A 17,456-nucleotide genomic window follows, 5' to 3' on the forward strand; every position below is an offset into this window, starting at 1 on the left:
GCAACCTGCCCCGGCCAAGTAGCAGACCTTAGGAGAGGGTCGTCGCTGCAGGTAAGTTCTGCAGGGGTGTTTGCCTGCGCTCTTGCTAACTGCTCAAGGCCGTGTTACTTTCCTTGACGTTCAGCTTTGAGCAAGCAAGAGCGGGTTAGCCATGCGTAACCATCCTCTGAGGGCAGCTTTGGCTGCAACGCTGTGTTTGCTGTCCTCTTCGCTTTTTTCCTCTAGCCTGGCCCAGGCGGCGCCAAAGCCGACCGGCAACGGGGCGATCTTTTTCCACCCTGATGGCACTTCGGCCTCCCACTGGGATATTACGCGCATTCTCTACAAGGGCCCAGATGGCTTCTTGAACTGGGATCGCTTGCCGGTGATTGCCCCCTATCGCGGGCACCTTTTCGACCAGCTTGGGGGAACTTCCAACGCCGGAGCGGTGACCCATGCCACAGGAACTCGGGCTCACGCCAAGAGCTTTGGGTTGGATCCGGACGGCAAGGAGTATCCCTCGGCCAACGGCACCCTGAACACGATCATGGAAGAGGCTGTGGCGGCAGGCTTGGGTACAGCTTTGGTGCAAACGGGATCCATCATTGAGCCGGGGACGGCTGCGTTCGTTGCCGAGGCTGCTAAGCGCAGCGACTATGAGGGGATTGCCCTGCAGGTGGTGGAGTCAGGGGTAGACATCATCCTCGGCGCTGGCGAGGAATGGCTGCTGCCGGAAGGTGTCCAGGGGCGCTTTGGCCAAGGGAAGCGCAAGGATGGCCGCAACCTCATTGAGGAAGCCAAGAAAAAAGGGTATGCCGTCGTCTATACCCGCGACGAGCTGCTCAAGCTGCCGGCGAATGTCTCCAAGGTTTTGGGGGTGTTCAACGTCGAGGACACCTTCTACGACAAGCCTGAAGAAGAGTTGCGGAAAGAAAACTTGCCCAACTACATCGCCAGCGCCCCCACCATTGCCGAGATGACACAGTTTGCCCTGGAGCGGATCTCCCGCAATCCCAAGGGCTTCTTCGCCGTCATCGAAGAAGAGGGCACCGACAACATGTGCAACAACCTCAACGCTTCCGGCTGCCTGGAGGCCGTGAAGCGGGCTGACGATGCCATCGGGGTGATTCTCAACTTTATCGAGAAGAATCCCAAGACCTTCATGATTACCACCAGCGACAGCAATGCTGGCGGGATGCAGCTGGTGGATGTCGAGTCTGCCGATAATCCTCTGCCGCCTACTGAAGAAAGCGGCGCTCCCCTTGACGGGGTGGACGGCACTGGTACAAAGCCCTTCCTCTCCGCTCCGGACAAAAATGGCAAGCGTTTTCCCTTTGGCATCTCCTGGGCCAGCAAGGACGATGTGGGCAGCGGGGTCATTGCTCGCGCGGCGGGCCTGAACGCTCGAGAGCTAGTGCCGGTCACTGGAATCCTGAACACAGACATCTACCGCATCCTCTACTTCGTGCTCTTTGGGGAGCGCATCCCCAGCGAGCTAAGGCGGTAGTCTCAAGCAAGTGGGGATTGGCGGGGATCCCTCGGATCCCCTTTTTTATTGCTACGCAACGCTGTCGCAAACCTGCTGGCGGCGCGGAGCGCTTCTGGGAGTGACGAGGAGTCCTTGCCACGTCTTGTCAGAAAGGAGGAGAAAGACTGCCTTGAGCGGGCTTAGAGTGGCCGTGCTGCACTGCCTGGTAGCGCCGCTTGAACTCCTGCTGCTGCACCTTGTGATCCACGATGGGATCCGGGTAGCCGCAGCGCCGCCGCTCCTGCAGAGCCCAGGATCCCTTGGGGTCATTCCCCACCCACAGCAAAGCTGGGGTATCCAGCCCCGCTAGCTCCGGCAGGTAGCGGCGGATATACTCCCCCTCTGGGTCGTAGCGGGCCGCCTGGGTGGCTGGGTTGAAGATGCGCAGGGGCCTGGGATCCGTGCCCACACCGGCGCTCCACTGCCAGCCGCCGTTGTTGGCAGCCAGATCCCCGTCTACAAGCTTTTGCATGAAGTAGCGCTCCCCCCAGCGCCAGTCGATGAGTAGATCCTTGGTTAAAAAGCTGGCCACGATCATGCGGCAGCGGTTGTGCATCCAGCCAGTTTCGTTGAGCTGGCGCATGGCCGCATCCACAATGGGGTAGCCCGTCTGGCCGGCACACCAGGCCTGAAACCAGTCCTGGCGGTTGTCCCATTCCAGCGCATCAAAGGCTCGTCGGTAGGCTCCGCTTTCCACATGGGGCCAGTGGGCCAAGACATGCTTGTAAAACTCGCGCCAGCACAGCTCCTGCCGCCACGTGCGCAGGCTGCTCTCGGCCTCTTCGCTGCGGGCCTCCGCTTCCACTTCACAGGTGGCCTGCCACACCCGCCGAATGCCGATGGTTCCCCAGCAGAGGTGGGGACTAAGAAGAGAGGTGCCCTGCTCGGCGGGGAAGTCGCGAGCCCGCTCGTACTCGAAAATGCGCAGGCCCTGGCAGAAATCCTCTAGAAGCCTCTGAGCCACACTCTCACCCGCGGCCGGGATCCGCTGGTTGCAGACAAAGCCCAGATCCGCCAAGCTGGGCAGAGGTTGGGCTTTCAGGCTGGACAACGGCTGCAGACCCTTGGGGATGGGGAAGGGATCCGGCTTGGGCAAGCTAGACCAGCGGCGCCAGAAAGGGGTAAAAACCGAGTAGGGCTCCCCCGCCTGGGTCAACACTTCCCCTGGCCCGTGCAGCAGCATGTCTTGGTAAGAAAAAGACGGGATCCCAGCTTCCGCCAAGCTGGCCCGCACCCGACTCTCCTGCTGCCGAGCCCAGGGATCCAGATCCTCGTTCCAAAACACGGCCTGCGCCCCTAGCTCGGCGGCCAACTGCCGCAGCTCCACGGCTGGATCTCCCCGCCGCCACAGGAGTGGGATCCCCATCTGGGCGTAGCGCTCCTGCAGGTCCTGCAACGCCTGGAGCAGAAACGCCACCCGGGCTGGGGCCATGTCTGCCCGCTGCAGAAGTTGGGGGTCGAAAACGAAAACCGGCACTACCTGGGGGCTGCGCTGGGCTGCCACATGGAGGGCTGTGTTGTCTCCTAGGCGCAGATCGCGGCGATGCCAGAGGAGAACTAGGGAAGTCATAGGAGGCCAAGCAACTGGATCCCATCTTGGCTGCTTTTCCTTCCTCTCTTCAATTCCCCTCAGGCTGCCGGCAGTGTCTATCTCCCAAAAGACGGCCAGGGCAGAGACTTCGCTGGCCATCGCTGTAGCCCATGGCGTAAGCTGTATCTCCCAGCATCACCACCACCTGAGTTAGCTTGAGGGCAAGTAGCGGATCGAGCGGCTCCGTTACATCGAGCATGAACTGCTCCACGGAGCGCCGCAGCGCCTCTGGGGTCTTGATCATCTTGTCTCCATCCATCGCTGGCTTTAGGTATTCCTACTCAGGAGAGGGTGGACATTGACCCAAAATAGAGGGGGAAGGAGAAGAGGCGCGTAGCATCTGCTACTGTTCTGAGAACATGGCGCGGAGAAGCCAGCACTCCCCAAGGGCCGAAGTTTGCAGAGGACAGGAACCTGAGGATCGAAAAATGGCAACAGAGCGACGGGTAGCCCGGGTAGCCGAGCAGATCAAGCGAGAGGTTAGCCAGATCCTGCTCTCGGAGATCAAAGATGCCCGCGTGGGGGCGGGCATGGTCAGCATTGTGGACGTAGAGGTTTCCAGCGACCTGCAAAACGCCCGCATCTTCGTCAGCATCTATGGCGACGAAGCAGCCCAGCGGCAAGCAATGGAAGGGTTGGTCGCCGCCACCCCCTTCGTGCGGCGGGAGATTGGCCAGCGGCTGGGCCTGCGACGAGTGCCGACGGTGGCGTTTTTACAAGATCGCTCCTTGGAACGGGGGTCCCGAGTCTTGGCCCTGCTCAACCAACTGAAACGGGAAGCCGAGGCTCGACAGCAGGGATCCTCCTCCAAAGACCAGGAAACGGTTGAAGAGGGGGATGGTGGCGAGGCCGAGGAGTTGGACGGCCAGTAGCTGCACCATTTCAGCCCTTAACCATCGGGGGTTGCAGGAGGTAAGAGGAGACCCGTCCTGCTGCCTAAGAGGCCGCAACCGGTTGGTGAACCTTGCAGTCCAGCAGGGCAATAGCTCATCGGTTGCCTTTTGAGAGGTTAGCAACCGCAAAGTTCTAGGATTTGTTAGGCTTAAGGTGTCCTACAGCTCTTCCTCCAGTTAGAGCCGGCACCACACCCGCCTCCTCCTAGGAGGCGAGGTTCTGCTTCTTTTGCTACCCAGTGCCTATGGCAGCACCCCAGCGGCTCCAGAAGCTTTTGGCTCGGCAGGGGCTAGCTTCCCGCCGCCAGGTGGAATCCTGGATCCTGGCCGGGCGCATTCGGGTCAATGGGAAGGTGGTCACCGAGCTGGGCTTTAAAGCCGATCCGGAACGGGATTGCATCGAAGTGGATGGGCGGGCAATCTCCTGCGGGGATCCGGCCCGCTACGTTTTGCTCCTGCACAAGCCCCGGGGGGTCTTGTCTACCTGCAAGGATCCCTGGGGGCGCAAGACCGTCCTGGATCTGCTTCCGCCACCCTGGAACCAGCAGATCCGTCTCTATCCAGTGGGCCGGCTGGACGCTGACAGCAGTGGCGCTTTGCTGCTCACCAACGACGGCGACCTGACCCTGAAGCTGACCCACCCGCGCTATCATCTGCCCAAGACCTATTGGGTGCAGGTGCAGGGTCGCCCTAGCCAAGCCACGCTACAACGGTGGCGGGAGGGCGTCGATTTGGATGGGTCTACCACTCTGCCGGCAGTGGTGGAGTTTTGTGATCCGCCCCCTTTTGGAAATAGAAGAAACTCCAACTCCTCTTGGCTGAGGGTGGTCTTGTTTGAGGGCCGTAAGCGGCAAATTCGGCGGGTGGCCGAGCAACTGGGCCATCCTGTGCTCAGCTTACACCGGGAGGCGATTGGCCCGCTGCGCCTTGGCAACCTCAAGCCAGGTCAGTTTCGCCTGTTGGAGCCCCAGGAGGTTCAGGCTTTGCTGGCCTCGTTTGCCGGCAATGGCCAAGCGCTCAGAGAGTAGGGGAGCGCGATCTGCAAGGATCCCATCTTGGGGTACGTTACCATATGCGTGTTAGGTATCTCCCGTGAATTGGGGGGAGGATGTTACCTGAGTGTGCGTTCACAGGTAAGCGACGATGCAGGAACCAGCACACTCTCTAGAAGCTCTGGGATCCCTGTTGCGGCAAACACGGGAGGCACGGGGGCTGACGTTGACAGAGGTAGCTAACGATACCTTCATCCGCTCCCGATACCTGCAGGCCCTGGAGGAAGCCGACTTAAGCCGCTTGCCGGAGCCAGTCTACGTGCAAGGCTTCATTAAACGCTACGCCAACTACCTAGGGCTGGATGGCGAAAGGCTATCTCGGCAAGCGTTGCCGCTGCTATCGGCCAAAATGCCCTCTGCCTCACCTCCGCGAACTGCTGTTGGCGAACAGCCCGCCTTTGCTTTGCGACCCTTCCACCTCTGGGCTGCCTATGTGGGGCTAGTCGTGCTGGCGGTGGGAGGGCTGTCGGCTTTTTTGGAGAGCAGGGGCAATCCCTTTGGGCAGTGGCTGGCTAGCCGTTCGGGCGGTGAGGGATCCCAGCTACAGCCGCCGGCGGCCAACTCCTTGGAGCGCAAGTCAGACCCCGAGCCGACCCTTCGCCAGATGTTTCCTACCCTAGAGCAATGGACGCGCATCGAGGGGGTTTTCCCCGACGTCTTGGAAGCCCAGCAGCGCAAGCCAGTGCGCCTTGGTATTCGCGTGGTGGAACATCCTTCTTGGCTGCGGGTTATTGTCGACGGAAAAACTGTTTTTGAGGCTACCCTACAGCCAGGGGCGGAGCTGAACTGGGAGGCCGAGCGATCGATTGTGCTGCGCACTGGCAATGCGGGCGGGGTGCTGGTGACCTTCAACGATCGCCCTCTGGGACTGATGGGACGGTTGGGAGAGGTGAAAGAGGTGAGGTTTGAGCCAGGGCTGGACCTTCGATCCCTGCAGTAGGGATCGGGCGCGAGCCTCCCTGGCTTGCAGGGGGTTGAGACTGGCCAGGGGCGATTGCCCAACCTTGGGATGCTAACTGCTGCAGCAGACGCCGGACTTTGTCTAGGTCTTTGTCGCCCGGCTGGCGTTCGACACCGCTGGAGAGATCGATGCCGGCAGGCTGAAGGTGGCTGAGCGCTTGCAGAACATTGTCTGGGCTGAGGCCACCGGCCAGGAGCCAGGGCAAGGGCAGAGAGCAGGAGGCCAGTTCCGACCAGTTGAGCGTTTGCCCAGTGCCACCTGCCCGTTGGGGGTGATAGGCATCCAGCAGTAAGGTCTCTACACAGTCGCGGTAGAGGTCGGCCACCTCCAGGTCTGCTGGGCACCGGATGCGCAGGGCCTTGATGCGGCGGATGCCGGGGAGCCACTCTCCCAGTTGCCGACACATCTCTGGAGATTCCTGGCCGTGAAGCTGAACAGCCGTGAGGCCAGCCGTTTCCACCCAGGTGGCGATGGTGCCGGGATCCTGATCCAGAAAAACCCCTACCTTTTCCACATGGCGGGGCAGGGATCCCACCCAGCGCGCTGCCGAAAGAGGCAAATAGCGCGGCGTGTTGGGCACGGCCACAAACCCTAGGGCGCTTACCCCCAGCGCCGCAATGGCTTCGGCCTGATCCTGCCGCGTGATGCCGCAGATTTTGACAAACAACCGGCCCATTGGGATTGCTGCTACTTTTGTTCAGAGTGCATCAAAGGCTCTGACCCTTCGGGAGGGAGCTTGTTGATTCGGCGCACCATTTGCCACAGCCGCCCAAAGCTGCGCTGGTTAAAGCGCATTACTAGCCGCGGCAGATGGGCAATGTCTTCCTCAGCTTCCTCGGGCAGAGCCTCTGTTTGCTCAATCCGGCCCGACTCGAGAATGTCAGCAAACTCTTGGTTTAAAATTTCTAGGGCTTCCGGTGAAAGCTTGGTGTTTAAGCGCAAAACCAAAAGCTCCCGCACGTAGCGATTGCTGTGAAAGATGCGATAGAAATCGACGATCTGCTGACAGGCCTCCCCGACATCGTCAGTTAGGGAGTAAAGGTGGAGATCCTCGGGGCTGATTAGGCCGCGGCTGAGCAAGTGCTCTCGCACATATTCATCCCATTCTTTCCAGTAGCAGCCGCCTTGCTTGTCCACCAGCACCAGCGGCATCAGCTTGGTCTTCCCGGTCTGCATCAGGGTCAGACACTCAAAAGCCTCATCCTGGGTGCCAAAGCCGCCGGGAAACAGCACTAGGGCATCTGTTTCCTTGACAAAGAAAAGCTTGCGAGAAAAGAAGTACTTAAAGTTAATAACCCGGTCGCTGGCGGCAATGAAAGGGTTGGCTACCTGCTCAAAGGGCAGCTGAATATTCAGCCCAAACGAGTTTTCTTGCCCCGCCCCCCGGTTACCGGCTTCCATGATGCCGCCGCCGCCCCCTGTCAGCACCATGAAGCCCAGCTGACTAATGCGGTGGGCAAATAGCTGCGCCTGCTGGTACTCGGGGCTGTCCTCCCCTAGACGCGCCGAGCCAAAGACGGTTACCTTGCGCCGATGGGTGTAGTTTTGGAAGGTGGCAAACCCCTGCTCCAGATCCTCAAGCGTAGCTGCCAAGATCTTGGCGTCCAGACGGCTGAGCTTCAGGGATCCCATCCGCTGCAGCGACCGCAAGATCCGCAACCAAGCTGTTCGGTTGGGGTGGTGTAACTGCTTGAGACGAGCTTCCGCACTGGAAAAAATCTCTTGCAGCAGCAAGGAAAGAGAATCCGTCAAGCTGGGATCCAGAATCCTCTGTCTACTTCTTTTACCCACTTTTACTGCAATAGGCTCCCCCGGCTGGGGTACTTGCCTTCTGGTGGAGAGCCGGCAAGATCCCTGGTCTTGGCCAAAACCTTAGCCCTCGGCAGAGGCTCCAAGGTGCTTTTCCAAGATCGTGGTCAGCGTTGCCTTGGGAACGGCGCCAACCACCACATCTACCTTTTGGCCACCTTTGAAGAGAATCAGGGTAGGAATACTCCGAATGCCGTACTGACTGGCAGTTTGGGGATTTTCGTCGGTATTGATTTTTACAACCTTGATTTTACCAGCATACTGCTCTGCTATCTCCTGCACCACAGGAGCTACCAGCCGGCATGGGCCGCACCAGGGTGCCCAAAAATCAACCAAAACTGGAATCTCACTGCGTAGCACCTCGGCTTCAAAGGTAGCATCAGCAATATCTATTGCCGCAGACATGCCTGGGGAACTCCTAAAACATCATTTAGTATCTTAGTTATCATCGTACCACAACTAGGGTCGCCACTGGGCTTTTCCCGAGCAGGGCAAGGTATCCTAGGAGAAACGTGAAAGTTTGCCGGGTGCCGATGGTGTTTGAGCTTGAACCAGACGACAACAGTCAGGTAACAGGCAGGGCAGTGACCGTGGATTTTGTTCGCCACGGCATAGCCGAAGAGCCCCAACCAGGGAAGGAGGATAGCCTGCGCGCCCTAACGGATAAAGGCCGCCAGCGCTGTCGCAAAATTGCCCGCCAGCTCAGGAGCATGGGCTGGAAGTGGGATCTCCTGCTCACCAGTCCTCTGGTCAGAGCGCGGCAGACGGCAGAGATCTTCGTGGACGAGAACTTGGCCGAAGCCCTGGAAGTGTTTGAGCCGTTGGCCCCCGGCGGCAGCTTTGCCGACTTGGTGCGCTGGCAGACAGAGCGGGATCCCTTCACCTCGCTGGCGGTAGTTGGCCACCAGCCGGATCTGAGCCTCTGGGTACAGGCAGCCATTGGGCTACAGCCAGCCCATCCCGAGGCCATTACCCTCAAGAAAGCAGGCCTGGCTCGCGTGCGCTTTGCTCAAGGGCGCATTGATTGTGGCCAGGGATCCCTGACGCTGTTGCTCTCTCCCAAAGTGATGCTGGGGTAGCGTGACCGCGCTCATACCGAGGTAAAAAGCAGGGGCTTGAGGACTCCCTCCGGAGAGAGGGCCAGCTCCTGCGGATTTCAATTGGCAGCTGCCTCCGGCTTTAGGAGGGAGGCGCTGGGGCAGAGATCAGCTAGGAAGCACTGCTGGCAAAGAGGCTGGCGGGCGGTGCAGATGGCTCGGCCATGCTCGATAAGGCGAAGGGACCAATTCTCCCAATCCACCTGCGGCAGCAGCTGCATGAGATCCCGCTCAATGCGCACGGGGTCCTCGTGCTCGGTAAGGCCAAGGCGGCGGCTGAGGCGCTTGACGTGGGTATCGACCGTTACGCCAGCGTTAATGCCAAAGGCATGGGCTAGTACCACGTTGGCCGTCTTGCGGGCCACTCCTGGCAGGGTGAGCAACTCCGGCATGGTGCGCGGCACCTGGCCGCCAAAGTCTGTCAAGATCTTGCGGCAGGCCTCTTGGATGTGTTTGGCCTTGTTGCGGTAGAAGCCGGTGGGCCGAATTAGAGCCTCAATCTCCTCCCGCGGGGCTGTGGCCAGAGCCTGGGCATCGGGGAAGCGGCGAAACAGCTCTGGGGTTACCTGGTTAACCCGCTCGTCAGTGCACTGGGCTGACAAAATCGTCGCCACCAGCAGTTGCAGCGGCGTCTGGTAGTGGAGAGTACACTTGGAGTTGGGGTAATGGCGCTTCAGGCGCAGCAAAATCTCCAACGCTCTTTGGCGCAAAGCCCGCTTGCTGGTCATTGGCAACTAGCCCGACCCGGTGACAATGGCAAGAGTATCTTTGAAGATTAGGAACACTCCCAGCCCCAGGAGAAGCGCCAAGCCTGTCTGCATCACCCGCTCTTCGACCTCCCTGGGCAGCCGCTTGCCACGGATGGCTTCCAAGATCAAAAAGGCAATGTGGCCTCCATCCAAGCCAGGGAGGGGCAACAGGTTAAGGACGGCCAAGTTGATGCTAATCAAGGCAGTGAAATTCAACAAGCTGGCAACGTCATCCCGCGCTAGGTCTGCGCCAATCTTGACGATCCCCACCGGCCCGGATATCTGAGTAGCGGTGTTTTGGAAGTTCCGCAGCAGCTCCTGCAGGCCAGTGAGATTCATCATCACCAAGCGCTGGTAGGCGTTTCCAGCTTCCGTCAGGATCTCCCCTAGGTTTTGGGCGGGGCGCAGGTTCACCTCCTGATTGGGCGCTAGGCTAACCCCAATGGCTACCTTCTCCCCTTGCCGCTCCGGGATTACGGTAATCTCCAGCAGCGCTTCTTTTTCCCTTCGTCGCACCTGCAGGGGAACGGGTTGGTTTTCGCTACTGCGGATGAGCGTCTGAAAATCGTTGAGGGCCGCCAAGGCCGAGGCGGCATCGGCAAGGTCGCTGTAGTCGTGGTCAGCTGCCCGCAGCACCACATCTTCTGCCTGCAGGCCCGCCCGCTCTGCCGGGCTACCTGGCATTACCTGAGCAATGAGAATGCCGGGCTGGATGCGGGTAACCGAGGGGATCCCCAGCAGAGCAAACATCAGCACCAGCACCAGGTAGGCAAAGGCCAAGTTGGCCAGCACTCCGGCACTCATCACCACCTGTCTCTTATACACATCTGCGGATGCCCGCTTATGCGTGAAAAAAAAAAGGGGGGGGGGGGTAAGATCGTCGGCAGCGTCAGATGTGTATAAGAGACAGAGCTAATTGCGGATGCCGAACAGCGTCTGTTGGAGGCGGTGGTCGCGGGGGCGTCGGCGGTGGAGTTAGACCCGACGGTGATGTCGGTTGGGCTGGGCGGGCTACCCAATCAGATAGGCGAGGTGGAGCTGGATGCCGCGCTAATGGAGGGGGCACGACTGCGCGCCGGTGCGGTCGCCGGGGTTCGTCGCTTCGTGCCCGCCATCCGAATCGCGCAGCGCGTGATGGAGCAGACGCCGCACCTGATGCTCATCGGCGAGGGAGCGGAACGGTTCGCCCTGCAACAAGGCTTTGAACCCCGCTCGCTGCTGACCGAAGAGGCGCTGCGTCGCTGGTTCGAGTGGTATCAAAAGCGGCACGCGCCCGAAGAGGTTTCCACCGTTCGGGCAGCGGCTGCCGATGCGCACGATACGGTGGGCGTGCTGGGCTGGCACGCAGGGCATCGGTGGCAGCTTGCACCACCAGCGGGCTGGCGTGGAAGATACCGGGGCGCGTGGGCGATTCGCCGATAGTGGGTGCAGGTCTCTATGCCGATGATGAAGCGGGCGCTGCCGTCGCCACTGGCTTGGGCGCGGAAATCTGGCGGTTTACGCTCTGCGCGCGCGTCGTGGAGTTCATGCGCGAGGGTGTCTCGGCTCAGCGTGCCTGTGAGCAAGCCGTGCAGATGATGCTGCGTCGGCTGCCTGAGGTGGGGCAGCATCAGGCAGCGGTGATCGCGATTCGCGCCGATGGCGACTTCGGCTGCGCCGCCACGCAACCCAACCGTTTCGAAGCCCACCTCTGCCGCGACGGAGAGCTATTTTCCATGAAGCCGTCAAGATAGCCTGCTATCCCTTGGTGAACGGCTGAGAGTGTTCGAAGTGGAGGGAACCTGTAGGAGGGGGGCACAATCGCTGAATTTTCGAACACCCTCTGAACGACTTGACTGTGCCCTTTGCGATTGGGTATCCTATTCCTGTCTAACAGGAGGTCAGCATGGCGGCAAAGAAGCAAGCCAAGCGCAAAGAAACCTCCTTCATCTCTTCAGCTAAGCGGGGGGGGAACGAGATGGCTGATCTCGATCCCGTTCTGCAAAGGGCGATATGCCGCGCCGTCCGACGCCTGCGACGCTCCAGTCCACCTCCTAACTGGGATCACACCGATTGGCGAGAGGAACTGCTGCGCGAAGCCATCCTTGCGGGATTGGAAGCCGAGCAAGCGTTTGATCCCCATCGGGGAGTGAGTTTGGAGCAGTTCGCTTATCATCGCATCTGCGCCCACTTGAAGACCTTTCGGGATCGGGAACGGCGTTATCAGCGGGCAGTGGTTGCGTTTGCCGAAGATGAGGAGACGGGTGAGGTGTGGGAGCCAGTGGATGAGCAGAGTGAGGAGGGTTATCGGCAAGTGGAGGCGCGGATGGTGGTGGAGTATCTGCGTGGTCAGCTGGAGGAATGGGAGTATCAACTCTGGGTGTGGGTGGAACAGGGGCGGTCGTATCGGTGGATAGGGCAGCAGTGGGGCATCTCCCACACGATGGCGCGCAAGCGGTGGCAGCAGTTGCAAGCGAAGTTGCAGGCGTTGCTGGCGGGTTCGGGTCAAGGAGGCGGCGTTAAGGTTTCCAAACGGCGATCACGAGGCAACTTAATAAGTGAGGTGCACCAATGGTACAGCGGACAGGAAGCGTTTTCCACCATCGCTATCCGTGGGGTCTGTGGATGCTGGGCATTGGAGGTGCGCTCTGGGTAGGAGGCTTTCTCTTTGCAGAGTCGCACTTTGCAGGCAAGCACCTGTGGCTCAGTCGGGATGTAGTGAAGCTTGGCTCTCTTCCGCCGAATGCGCAGAAGCGTGTTCGGGTATGGGTGTTCAACCCGACAGGGCAACGGATAGTGATACACCCCGAAGCCAGTTGTGGCTGTACAGTAGCAGACCTGCCGCGGTCAGTTTTGCTACCTGTGGATGTGCTGCCGATAGAGATAGTGGTAGATACTTTCGGGCGGCAAGCAGGTTCCTATCAGCAGCGGGTCGAACTGATCTGTCAGGCAGGTGCGTGGTCTTGGCGGGAAACGATCGAAATACAGTACGCTGTCAAAAGCCACCTCTAGTTCTATTGGAGGTGATGAGCATGCGGACAGGAATGCGAGCATCCGGTCTTGTTCAAATGGTTCTCGTGCTCTGTCTATGCAAGTGGGAGGCGTGGGGGCAACCCCCTGCTTCCCACTTGGAACAGATGGATTCCTGGGCAAGTAGGCGGACTTTTGTCTGGGAAGCCTCCATTACATACACGCTGACTGAGAAAAGCAAGAGTGAGGTCTATCGAGCCCAGACGATACTCAACATTGCCCGCTTTGGCGCGACTATCCAAGTATCTGGAGACGGTTTTGGCTTATCTCCGACTGGCTTCAAGCGAAATGGGCTGTTAAAATTTTCTCAAAAGGGGTACATTCTCGATGCAAGCGATTATGGGATTTCCAATTTGGCCGCTGTATGGCCGATAGAGGGGGATATTCTCACATCCATCAATCATTGTGATTATAGTGGTTATGTGTTTCCTCCAGCCCGACTGTTTGTGGGGTATTTTGCCGGTAGTAATCCCCTTAACTGGCTGAATGTTGAATGGGAAGTCGTGCGCACAGATGCTGACACATGGCTTTTGAAGACGCGTCCATCGTCAGGGCAAGATCGGAAAAATCCCTTTTTATACCCAGAGGTTTCAGCCCGCCTCACCTTATCTCGTAAGCATCGGGGCGCGCCTCTTTCCCTACAACTCGAGTATGGGGGGTTGAAAATCACATATAAAACTAATAAGTTCACCTCCATATCTGGTTTCTGGATACCACAAGAAGTTCAGTATACCGAGATATCAGGGAATAAAGAATCCTGGGTAGCGCGATTGGAGGTTAGTCTACAACTGATTCGTGTCGTGGAAACACCTAAAATCATGCTTCAGCTTCCCAGTCGAACCCAAGTCAATGACTTTCGTTTAGCAGGTAAGCGCTTCACCTATCTGGAGTGTATACAAGTTACCAATCAGCGAAGGCATGTAACCTATTTTTGGAATGGGTACTTGCCCGATGCAGCGGAATTAAGGCGTTTAGCTTTGGCTCAAGGTAAGCTTGCGCCCGAGCCATCCCGATTCCGCTTTGCGTGGTGGTTGGTCGCGCCGGGCGTTCTGCTTGTTGTTGTCTCCATCTTCTACTACTGGCGTTTGAGAAGGCGAGTGTCGTGAAAGCCGCGGGTCGCGTGGGAATCGCAGAATCTAAAGAGAGCAAGCGAACCCTGCCTTCTCTTATGGAGGTGGGGGTAGCCGTTTTTCTGGTGCTGCAGATTGCTCCCCGAACCTGGCTTGCCTATCCGTTCCAGGTGCTTGTTGAACGCTTTACCGATGGTTTGATTGCGCTCGGCTTCCAGCAGGTCGCTTCCCGATTGGGTTATGAGGGGTTTCTTTATGTGTTAGGGTATGCGCTGTTTGTCTGGTTGCTGCTGCTTTGGGCTGCGGCGCGCTCGGTCTTTCGCCTATGGGCGTTGCCTGTAGATAGACTGATGGTGGCTGTTGTGCTATTGGGACTGGTTTATGCGAGTGACTGGCTGCTTTCGACACAAGAGCCATACAACTACGCAAGCGTCTGGTGGCTGCCGTACGGCTTTGCACTCTTTTTAGCGATCGTGTTATTGCAGGCGGAGCAAGCAACCCAACGCCTTGCAATCGTGTTGGCAGTGGCTATCGGCATCCAAGCCTTGTACGGTGTCGCCTATTACTGGATGGGGATTGAACAGTTCCACACACCAAACTTTGGGCAACGAACGGGAGGTACCTTGCGGAATCCGAATCCATTTTATCCTGTGGTGTTGATGGGCTTTTGGCTGGCAGTCGGTTTGGGGGCAGGCACGCGAGGATGGCTACGGGTTTTCTGGCTGATGCTTGCATTTGCCTGCTTTGTAGGACTGTGGTTCACTTACACCCGTGCAGGATGGTTAGCACTGGCGTTGACTTTGCCGTTAATAACACTCGGACGCTGGGCGTTGGTGGAATCGCGCGGGGCGAAAGTTGCACTCTATGGGCTGGCTGCTGCTCTGATTGTGGCGACGATGCTGGTGCGCACGGGTGGGGAGCTGATGGGCAACCCTGAAGACCGTTCCTTCTGGGGGCGCATCGCCATCTGGCAGACTGCTTTGCGGGTGTGGTGGGACTATCCCCTCATTGGGGGTGGCGTGGGCACTTATGCCGCACGGCAGCATGCACATCTATCGGACACACTCCGCAAATACAACCCCATGAATACCGAGCCGAAAAATCTCTTCTTGCACTGGCTTTGCGAATTGGGCATTGTGGGGCTGCTAATGGGATTACTTGTTCTCATTCGTGCGGCCGGTTTGTGGCGGCAGGTGGTGAACCGTTTGCAACATGGGACCTCCACGCACGCGCTAATGGTCGGAATGGGTTTGGCACTGCTGGCACTGCTGCTAACGGGCTTGATGGATACGCCTGTGCTGGAATATGGGCGTTGGGCATCGACGCTGGTGGCGTTCAGTTTGCTGGCGCTCGGCTGCCGATTGGCGAACACGGCTTTCCCCTGCGATGCTCCCTCGGAGGGGGAGATTCGCCAGCGTGAGCGACGCTTTTTCGGGAGGCTTGGCCTGCTGGTGATTGCGGGGGTCGGCGTTGGGCTTGGACTGTGGCAACTGGTAGCGTATCAGGTTGCCCGCTATCGCCCACAACTGGCGGCGTTGCGCTTTCAGAACCCGCCTGTGACTCACTTTACTCCCCTGAAGCAGGTTCCACCTGAGCTGCTGGATGCCGTTGTTGCCAGTGAAGATGGCTATTTTTGGGTGCATAACGGGGTGGATTGGGGAGCCTTGCACCGCGCGTTGCGGGTCAACCTGCGCCACTTGCGTTTCAAGCAGGGCGGTTCCACTATTACGATGCAAACGGCACGCTACCTTCTTACAGGCAGACAGCGCACGCTCTTACGCAAGGCAGTGGAAGTCGCGTTGGCGCTCGAGATGGAACGCATCCTTTCCAAGGAGCGCATTCTGGAACTCTATTTGAACAGCGCAAAATGGGGAATAGGAGCGTACGATATTGCCAGCGCGACGAAATACTACTTTGGCAAGGCGCCGAACCAGCTCACCCTTAGCGAGGCAACCTTCTTGGCAGGGGTCTTACCCGAGCCACCCGCTACCTGCGCCGAACTGACTCCCGAAAAGGTGCGTCGTTGCCAAATGCGAGCCTTCCGTCGCTTAGTGGCTTTCTTCCCGTTTCGTTATCAGCATGCGACCATTCAACCGCCTCGCTTCCGGTGGGAGGTGCGTGATGAGAGCCAAAGGGTTCACGCTCGTTGAGCTGCTGGTGGTGATTGCAATTATCGCGATTATTGTAGCGATTTTGTTTCCCGTGCTATCGCGTGCGCGAGAGAACGCTCGCAAAGCGTCCTGTCTCTCCAACCTGCGCCAGATCGGACAGGCATTGCAGATGTATGTGTCCGATTGGGATGGGGTGATGCCAGGTGGCGCCTACACGCGGTTTGCAGACCGCTACACAGGGCGTAGCCCTGACGGGAAGCGCTACACGGTACTGTGGGGCTTGCTCCCTTACACGCGCAACGAGAATATCTACCTCTGCCCCACGCGCGAGGGCTGGAACTATAGCACCACCGACCCTGCCTTGGATACCCATCGCCCCCGACGCGGCAGCTACTCTACCAACTACCTCATTATGGACATCAGCGAGTCGGTCATCGAGAAGCCCGCGGAGATGATTGCGTTCTGCGACGGCTATAACCCCTGGATCGACTGCTATGCGAACTGCACGGGTTGCACAGGCGGCTGCTCCAGCTATATCTGGGATCGGATTGGGCGCGGTTATTATCAGGGCGACCAGAGTAAACCGACAGCGTGGCATCAGGAAGGGCTTAATCTGGTCTTTGCTGACGGGCACGGCAGCTGGAAGCCACTGGGCGCCATCCTCTATCGCCAGTGGGTCCTCGGCTTATCGCCTGAGAACCCACACTATCACCGCCCTATCACCCAAGATTGGTGAACACAAGCGTTCGCAGCGCGCATCCTGAGCTTTCCAACAGCACGCGCTGCACGGGCTGTCCCGTTGCGCTTGGCGGGAAACCCCGCCAAGCGCCTGTGCTGGTAATATACCAGAGGGTTGGGGTGAGGGGGATTAGCACCCGCTGCCAAAGTTGAACAGCACTTGCAGCAGGTCAGCGTCATCCACAACCCCGTCGCAGTTCACATCCACGCGACCGAGATTGCTACCCGTATTGCCGAACGCGAACAGTACGGCCAGCAGGTCAGCATCGTCGACGCAACCGTTGCCCGTCACATCGCCGTTATGCGCGATGCAGCAGTCGGCTGGATCACCCCGATTCGCGCCCTGCGCGTTCGTCAAGGTGATGGTGTAGATACCACCTGCCGTGGTGCTGCCCGTCCAGCTGTTCACACGCGAGGTGCGTTCCGGACCGTCAGGACAGCGAACTGTGCTGAAGGGCGAGTTGTTCCAGATGAACCCCCCGCTGCAGCCCAATGCGTCGCGGTTGTAGCTACTAATCGCCAGATAGTAGACGCCTGCTGGACGACCGCTCAGGCAGCCGGACGAGTTATCGATCGTGGAGAGGGTGCCGCTCGAATCATCGTTGAAGGCATGGTGCGGTGCTGGGACAGCACGCTGATACTCAGCACCGTGAAGCGTTGCTTGAGGGTGGTGGCGTCTAAGGCGAGGGCAAGACACTTGTGCGGGGGCGTCCACAAGCGGACAATCCAGCGCAGCAGGGCAGCAAAGCAGGGCGTGATGTCCAGTTCACGGCGTTGGGCGCCTGACTTGTGCGCGGCGTCTTTGTAGAACTCGCGGAGGCGTTGTCGGCGGGTGTTTTGGGATTGTCGGAGCAGCAGCGCGGCGTAGG

General features: G+C 58.9%; 19 protein-coding genes and 2 pseudogenes. 12 read left to right on the top strand and 9 right to left on the bottom strand.

Features of this window, described 5'->3' with window-relative positions:
* The first annotated feature begins 196 nt into the window (after positions 1–196).
* Entirely contained in the window at positions 197–1,486 is a 1,290-nt protein-coding gene (locus tag NW804_RS09240) for an alkaline phosphatase (protein ID WP_414423391.1), read from the top strand.
* A gap of 127 nt (positions 1,487–1,613) precedes the next feature.
* Here the strand turns inward: NW804_RS09240 and NW804_RS09245 are convergent, their stop codons facing one another.
* Entirely contained in the window at positions 1,614–3,077 is a 1,464-nt protein-coding gene (locus NW804_RS09245; protein ID WP_414410045.1) for a cryptochrome/photolyase family protein, read from the bottom strand.
* Positions 3,078–3,126: 49 nt separating this feature from the next.
* Positions 3,127–3,342, bottom strand: a complete 216-nt coding sequence (locus NW804_RS09250) for a hypothetical protein (RefSeq protein WP_414410044.1) — start codon at positions 3,340–3,342, stop codon at positions 3,127–3,129.
* A 184-nt stretch (positions 3,343–3,526) separates the two neighbouring features.
* On the opposite strand from NW804_RS09250, the gene rbfA reads away from it, so the two are divergent.
* From rbfA to NW804_RS09270, 4 genes and pseudogenes are all read left to right on the top strand, one after another.
* Complete coding sequence (gene rbfA, locus NW804_RS09255; protein WP_414410043.1) at positions 3,527–3,970, top strand: 30S ribosome-binding factor RbfA; 444 nt, start codon at positions 3,527–3,529, stop codon at positions 3,968–3,970.
* Between the two features lie 266 nt (positions 3,971–4,236).
* A complete protein-coding gene (locus NW804_RS09260) occupies positions 4,237–5,019 on the top strand; it encodes a pseudouridine synthase (RefSeq protein ID WP_414423392.1) in 783 nt (260 codons plus the stop codon).
* Positions 5,020–5,134: 115 nt separating this feature from the next.
* Positions 5,135–5,344 (top strand): annotated as a pseudogene (locus NW804_RS09265) (helix-turn-helix domain-containing protein); the annotation flags it as partial.
* A gap of 303 nt (positions 5,345–5,647) precedes the next feature.
* Entirely contained in the window at positions 5,648–5,983 is a 336-nt protein-coding gene (locus NW804_RS09270) for a DUF4115 domain-containing protein (protein ID WP_414423405.1), read from the top strand.
* 70 nt (positions 5,984–6,053) lie between these two features.
* Here NW804_RS09270 and NW804_RS09275 read toward each other — a convergent pair.
* From NW804_RS09275 to trxA, 3 genes and pseudogenes are all read right to left on the bottom strand, one after another.
* Positions 6,054–6,680: pseudogene (locus NW804_RS09275) on the bottom strand (phosphoribosylanthranilate isomerase); the annotation flags it as partial.
* A gap of 11 nt (positions 6,681–6,691) precedes the next feature.
* Positions 6,692–7,756, bottom strand: a complete 1,065-nt coding sequence (locus NW804_RS09280) for a TIGR00730 family Rossman fold protein (RefSeq protein ID WP_414423393.1) — start codon at positions 7,754–7,756, stop codon at positions 6,692–6,694.
* Between the two features lie 120 nt (positions 7,757–7,876).
* Entirely contained in the window at positions 7,877–8,218 is a 342-nt protein-coding gene (gene trxA, locus NW804_RS09285; RefSeq protein WP_414420121.1) for a thioredoxin, read from the bottom strand.
* 107 nt (positions 8,219–8,325) lie between these two features.
* On the opposite strand from trxA, the gene sixA reads away from it, so the two are divergent.
* Positions 8,326–8,892: a phosphohistidine phosphatase SixA gene (sixA, locus tag NW804_RS09290; protein WP_414423394.1), complete on the top strand. Its 567-nt coding sequence runs from the start codon at positions 8,326–8,328 to the stop codon at positions 8,890–8,892.
* Positions 8,893–8,969: 77 nt separating this feature from the next.
* Here sixA and nth read toward each other — a convergent pair whose 3' ends face one another.
* Complete coding sequence (nth, locus tag NW804_RS09295) at positions 8,970–9,638, bottom strand: endonuclease III (protein ID WP_414423395.1); 669 nt, start codon at positions 9,636–9,638, stop codon at positions 8,970–8,972.
* A gap of 6 nt (positions 9,639–9,644) precedes the next feature.
* Positions 9,645–10,484, bottom strand: a complete 840-nt coding sequence (rseP, locus tag NW804_RS09300) for an RIP metalloprotease RseP (RefSeq protein WP_414423396.1) — start codon at positions 10,482–10,484, stop codon at positions 9,645–9,647.
* A gap of 114 nt (positions 10,485–10,598) precedes the next feature.
* Between rseP and NW804_RS09305 the strand changes: the two genes are divergently transcribed.
* From NW804_RS09305 to NW804_RS09330, 6 genes are all read left to right on the top strand, one after another.
* On the top strand, positions 10,599–11,081 hold the full coding sequence (locus tag NW804_RS09305; protein ID WP_414423397.1) for an isoaspartyl peptidase/L-asparaginase: 483 nt from the start codon (positions 10,599–10,601) through the stop codon (positions 11,079–11,081).
* On the top strand, positions 11,063–11,392 hold the full coding sequence (locus NW804_RS09310) for an isoaspartyl peptidase/L-asparaginase (protein WP_414423398.1): 330 nt from the start codon (positions 11,063–11,065) through the stop codon (positions 11,390–11,392). The genes NW804_RS09305 and NW804_RS09310 overlap by 19 nt, the downstream gene beginning before the upstream one ends.
* 152 nt (positions 11,393–11,544) lie before the next feature.
* Positions 11,545–12,294, top strand: a complete 750-nt coding sequence (locus NW804_RS09315; protein WP_414423399.1) for a sigma-70 family RNA polymerase sigma factor — start codon at positions 11,545–11,547, stop codon at positions 12,292–12,294.
* Between the two features lie 481 nt (positions 12,295–12,775).
* Positions 12,776–13,774: a hypothetical protein gene (locus tag NW804_RS09320; protein ID WP_414423400.1), complete on the top strand. Its 999-nt coding sequence runs from the start codon at positions 12,776–12,778 to the stop codon at positions 13,772–13,774.
* Entirely contained in the window at positions 13,771–15,888 is a 2,118-nt protein-coding gene (locus tag NW804_RS09325; RefSeq protein ID WP_414423401.1) for a transglycosylase domain-containing protein, read from the top strand. Before NW804_RS09320 ends, NW804_RS09325 begins: the two co-directional genes overlap by 4 nt.
* Positions 15,860–16,585 (top strand): DUF1559 domain-containing protein, encoded by a 726-nt coding sequence (locus tag NW804_RS09330; protein WP_414423402.1) that lies wholly within the window; start codon positions 15,860–15,862, stop codon positions 16,583–16,585. Before NW804_RS09325 ends, NW804_RS09330 begins: the two co-directional genes overlap by 29 nt.
* Positions 16,586–16,717: 132 nt before the next feature.
* Here the strand turns inward: NW804_RS09330 and NW804_RS09335 are convergent, their stop codons facing one another.
* Together NW804_RS09335 and NW804_RS09340 are read right to left on the bottom strand one after the other, a co-directional pair.
* Positions 16,718–16,996 carry a dockerin type I domain-containing protein gene (locus NW804_RS09335; RefSeq protein WP_414423403.1) on the bottom strand — a complete coding sequence of 93 codons (279 nt, stop codon included), beginning with the start codon at positions 16,994–16,996 and terminating at the stop codon, positions 16,718–16,720.
* A gap of 140 nt (positions 16,997–17,136) precedes the next feature.
* Positions 17,137–17,456 (bottom strand): hypothetical protein (locus NW804_RS09340; RefSeq protein ID WP_414423404.1); only part of this gene is annotated, 320 nt, incomplete at its 5' end.

Source organism: Synechococcus sp. WC10meta (assembly GCF_047461475.1).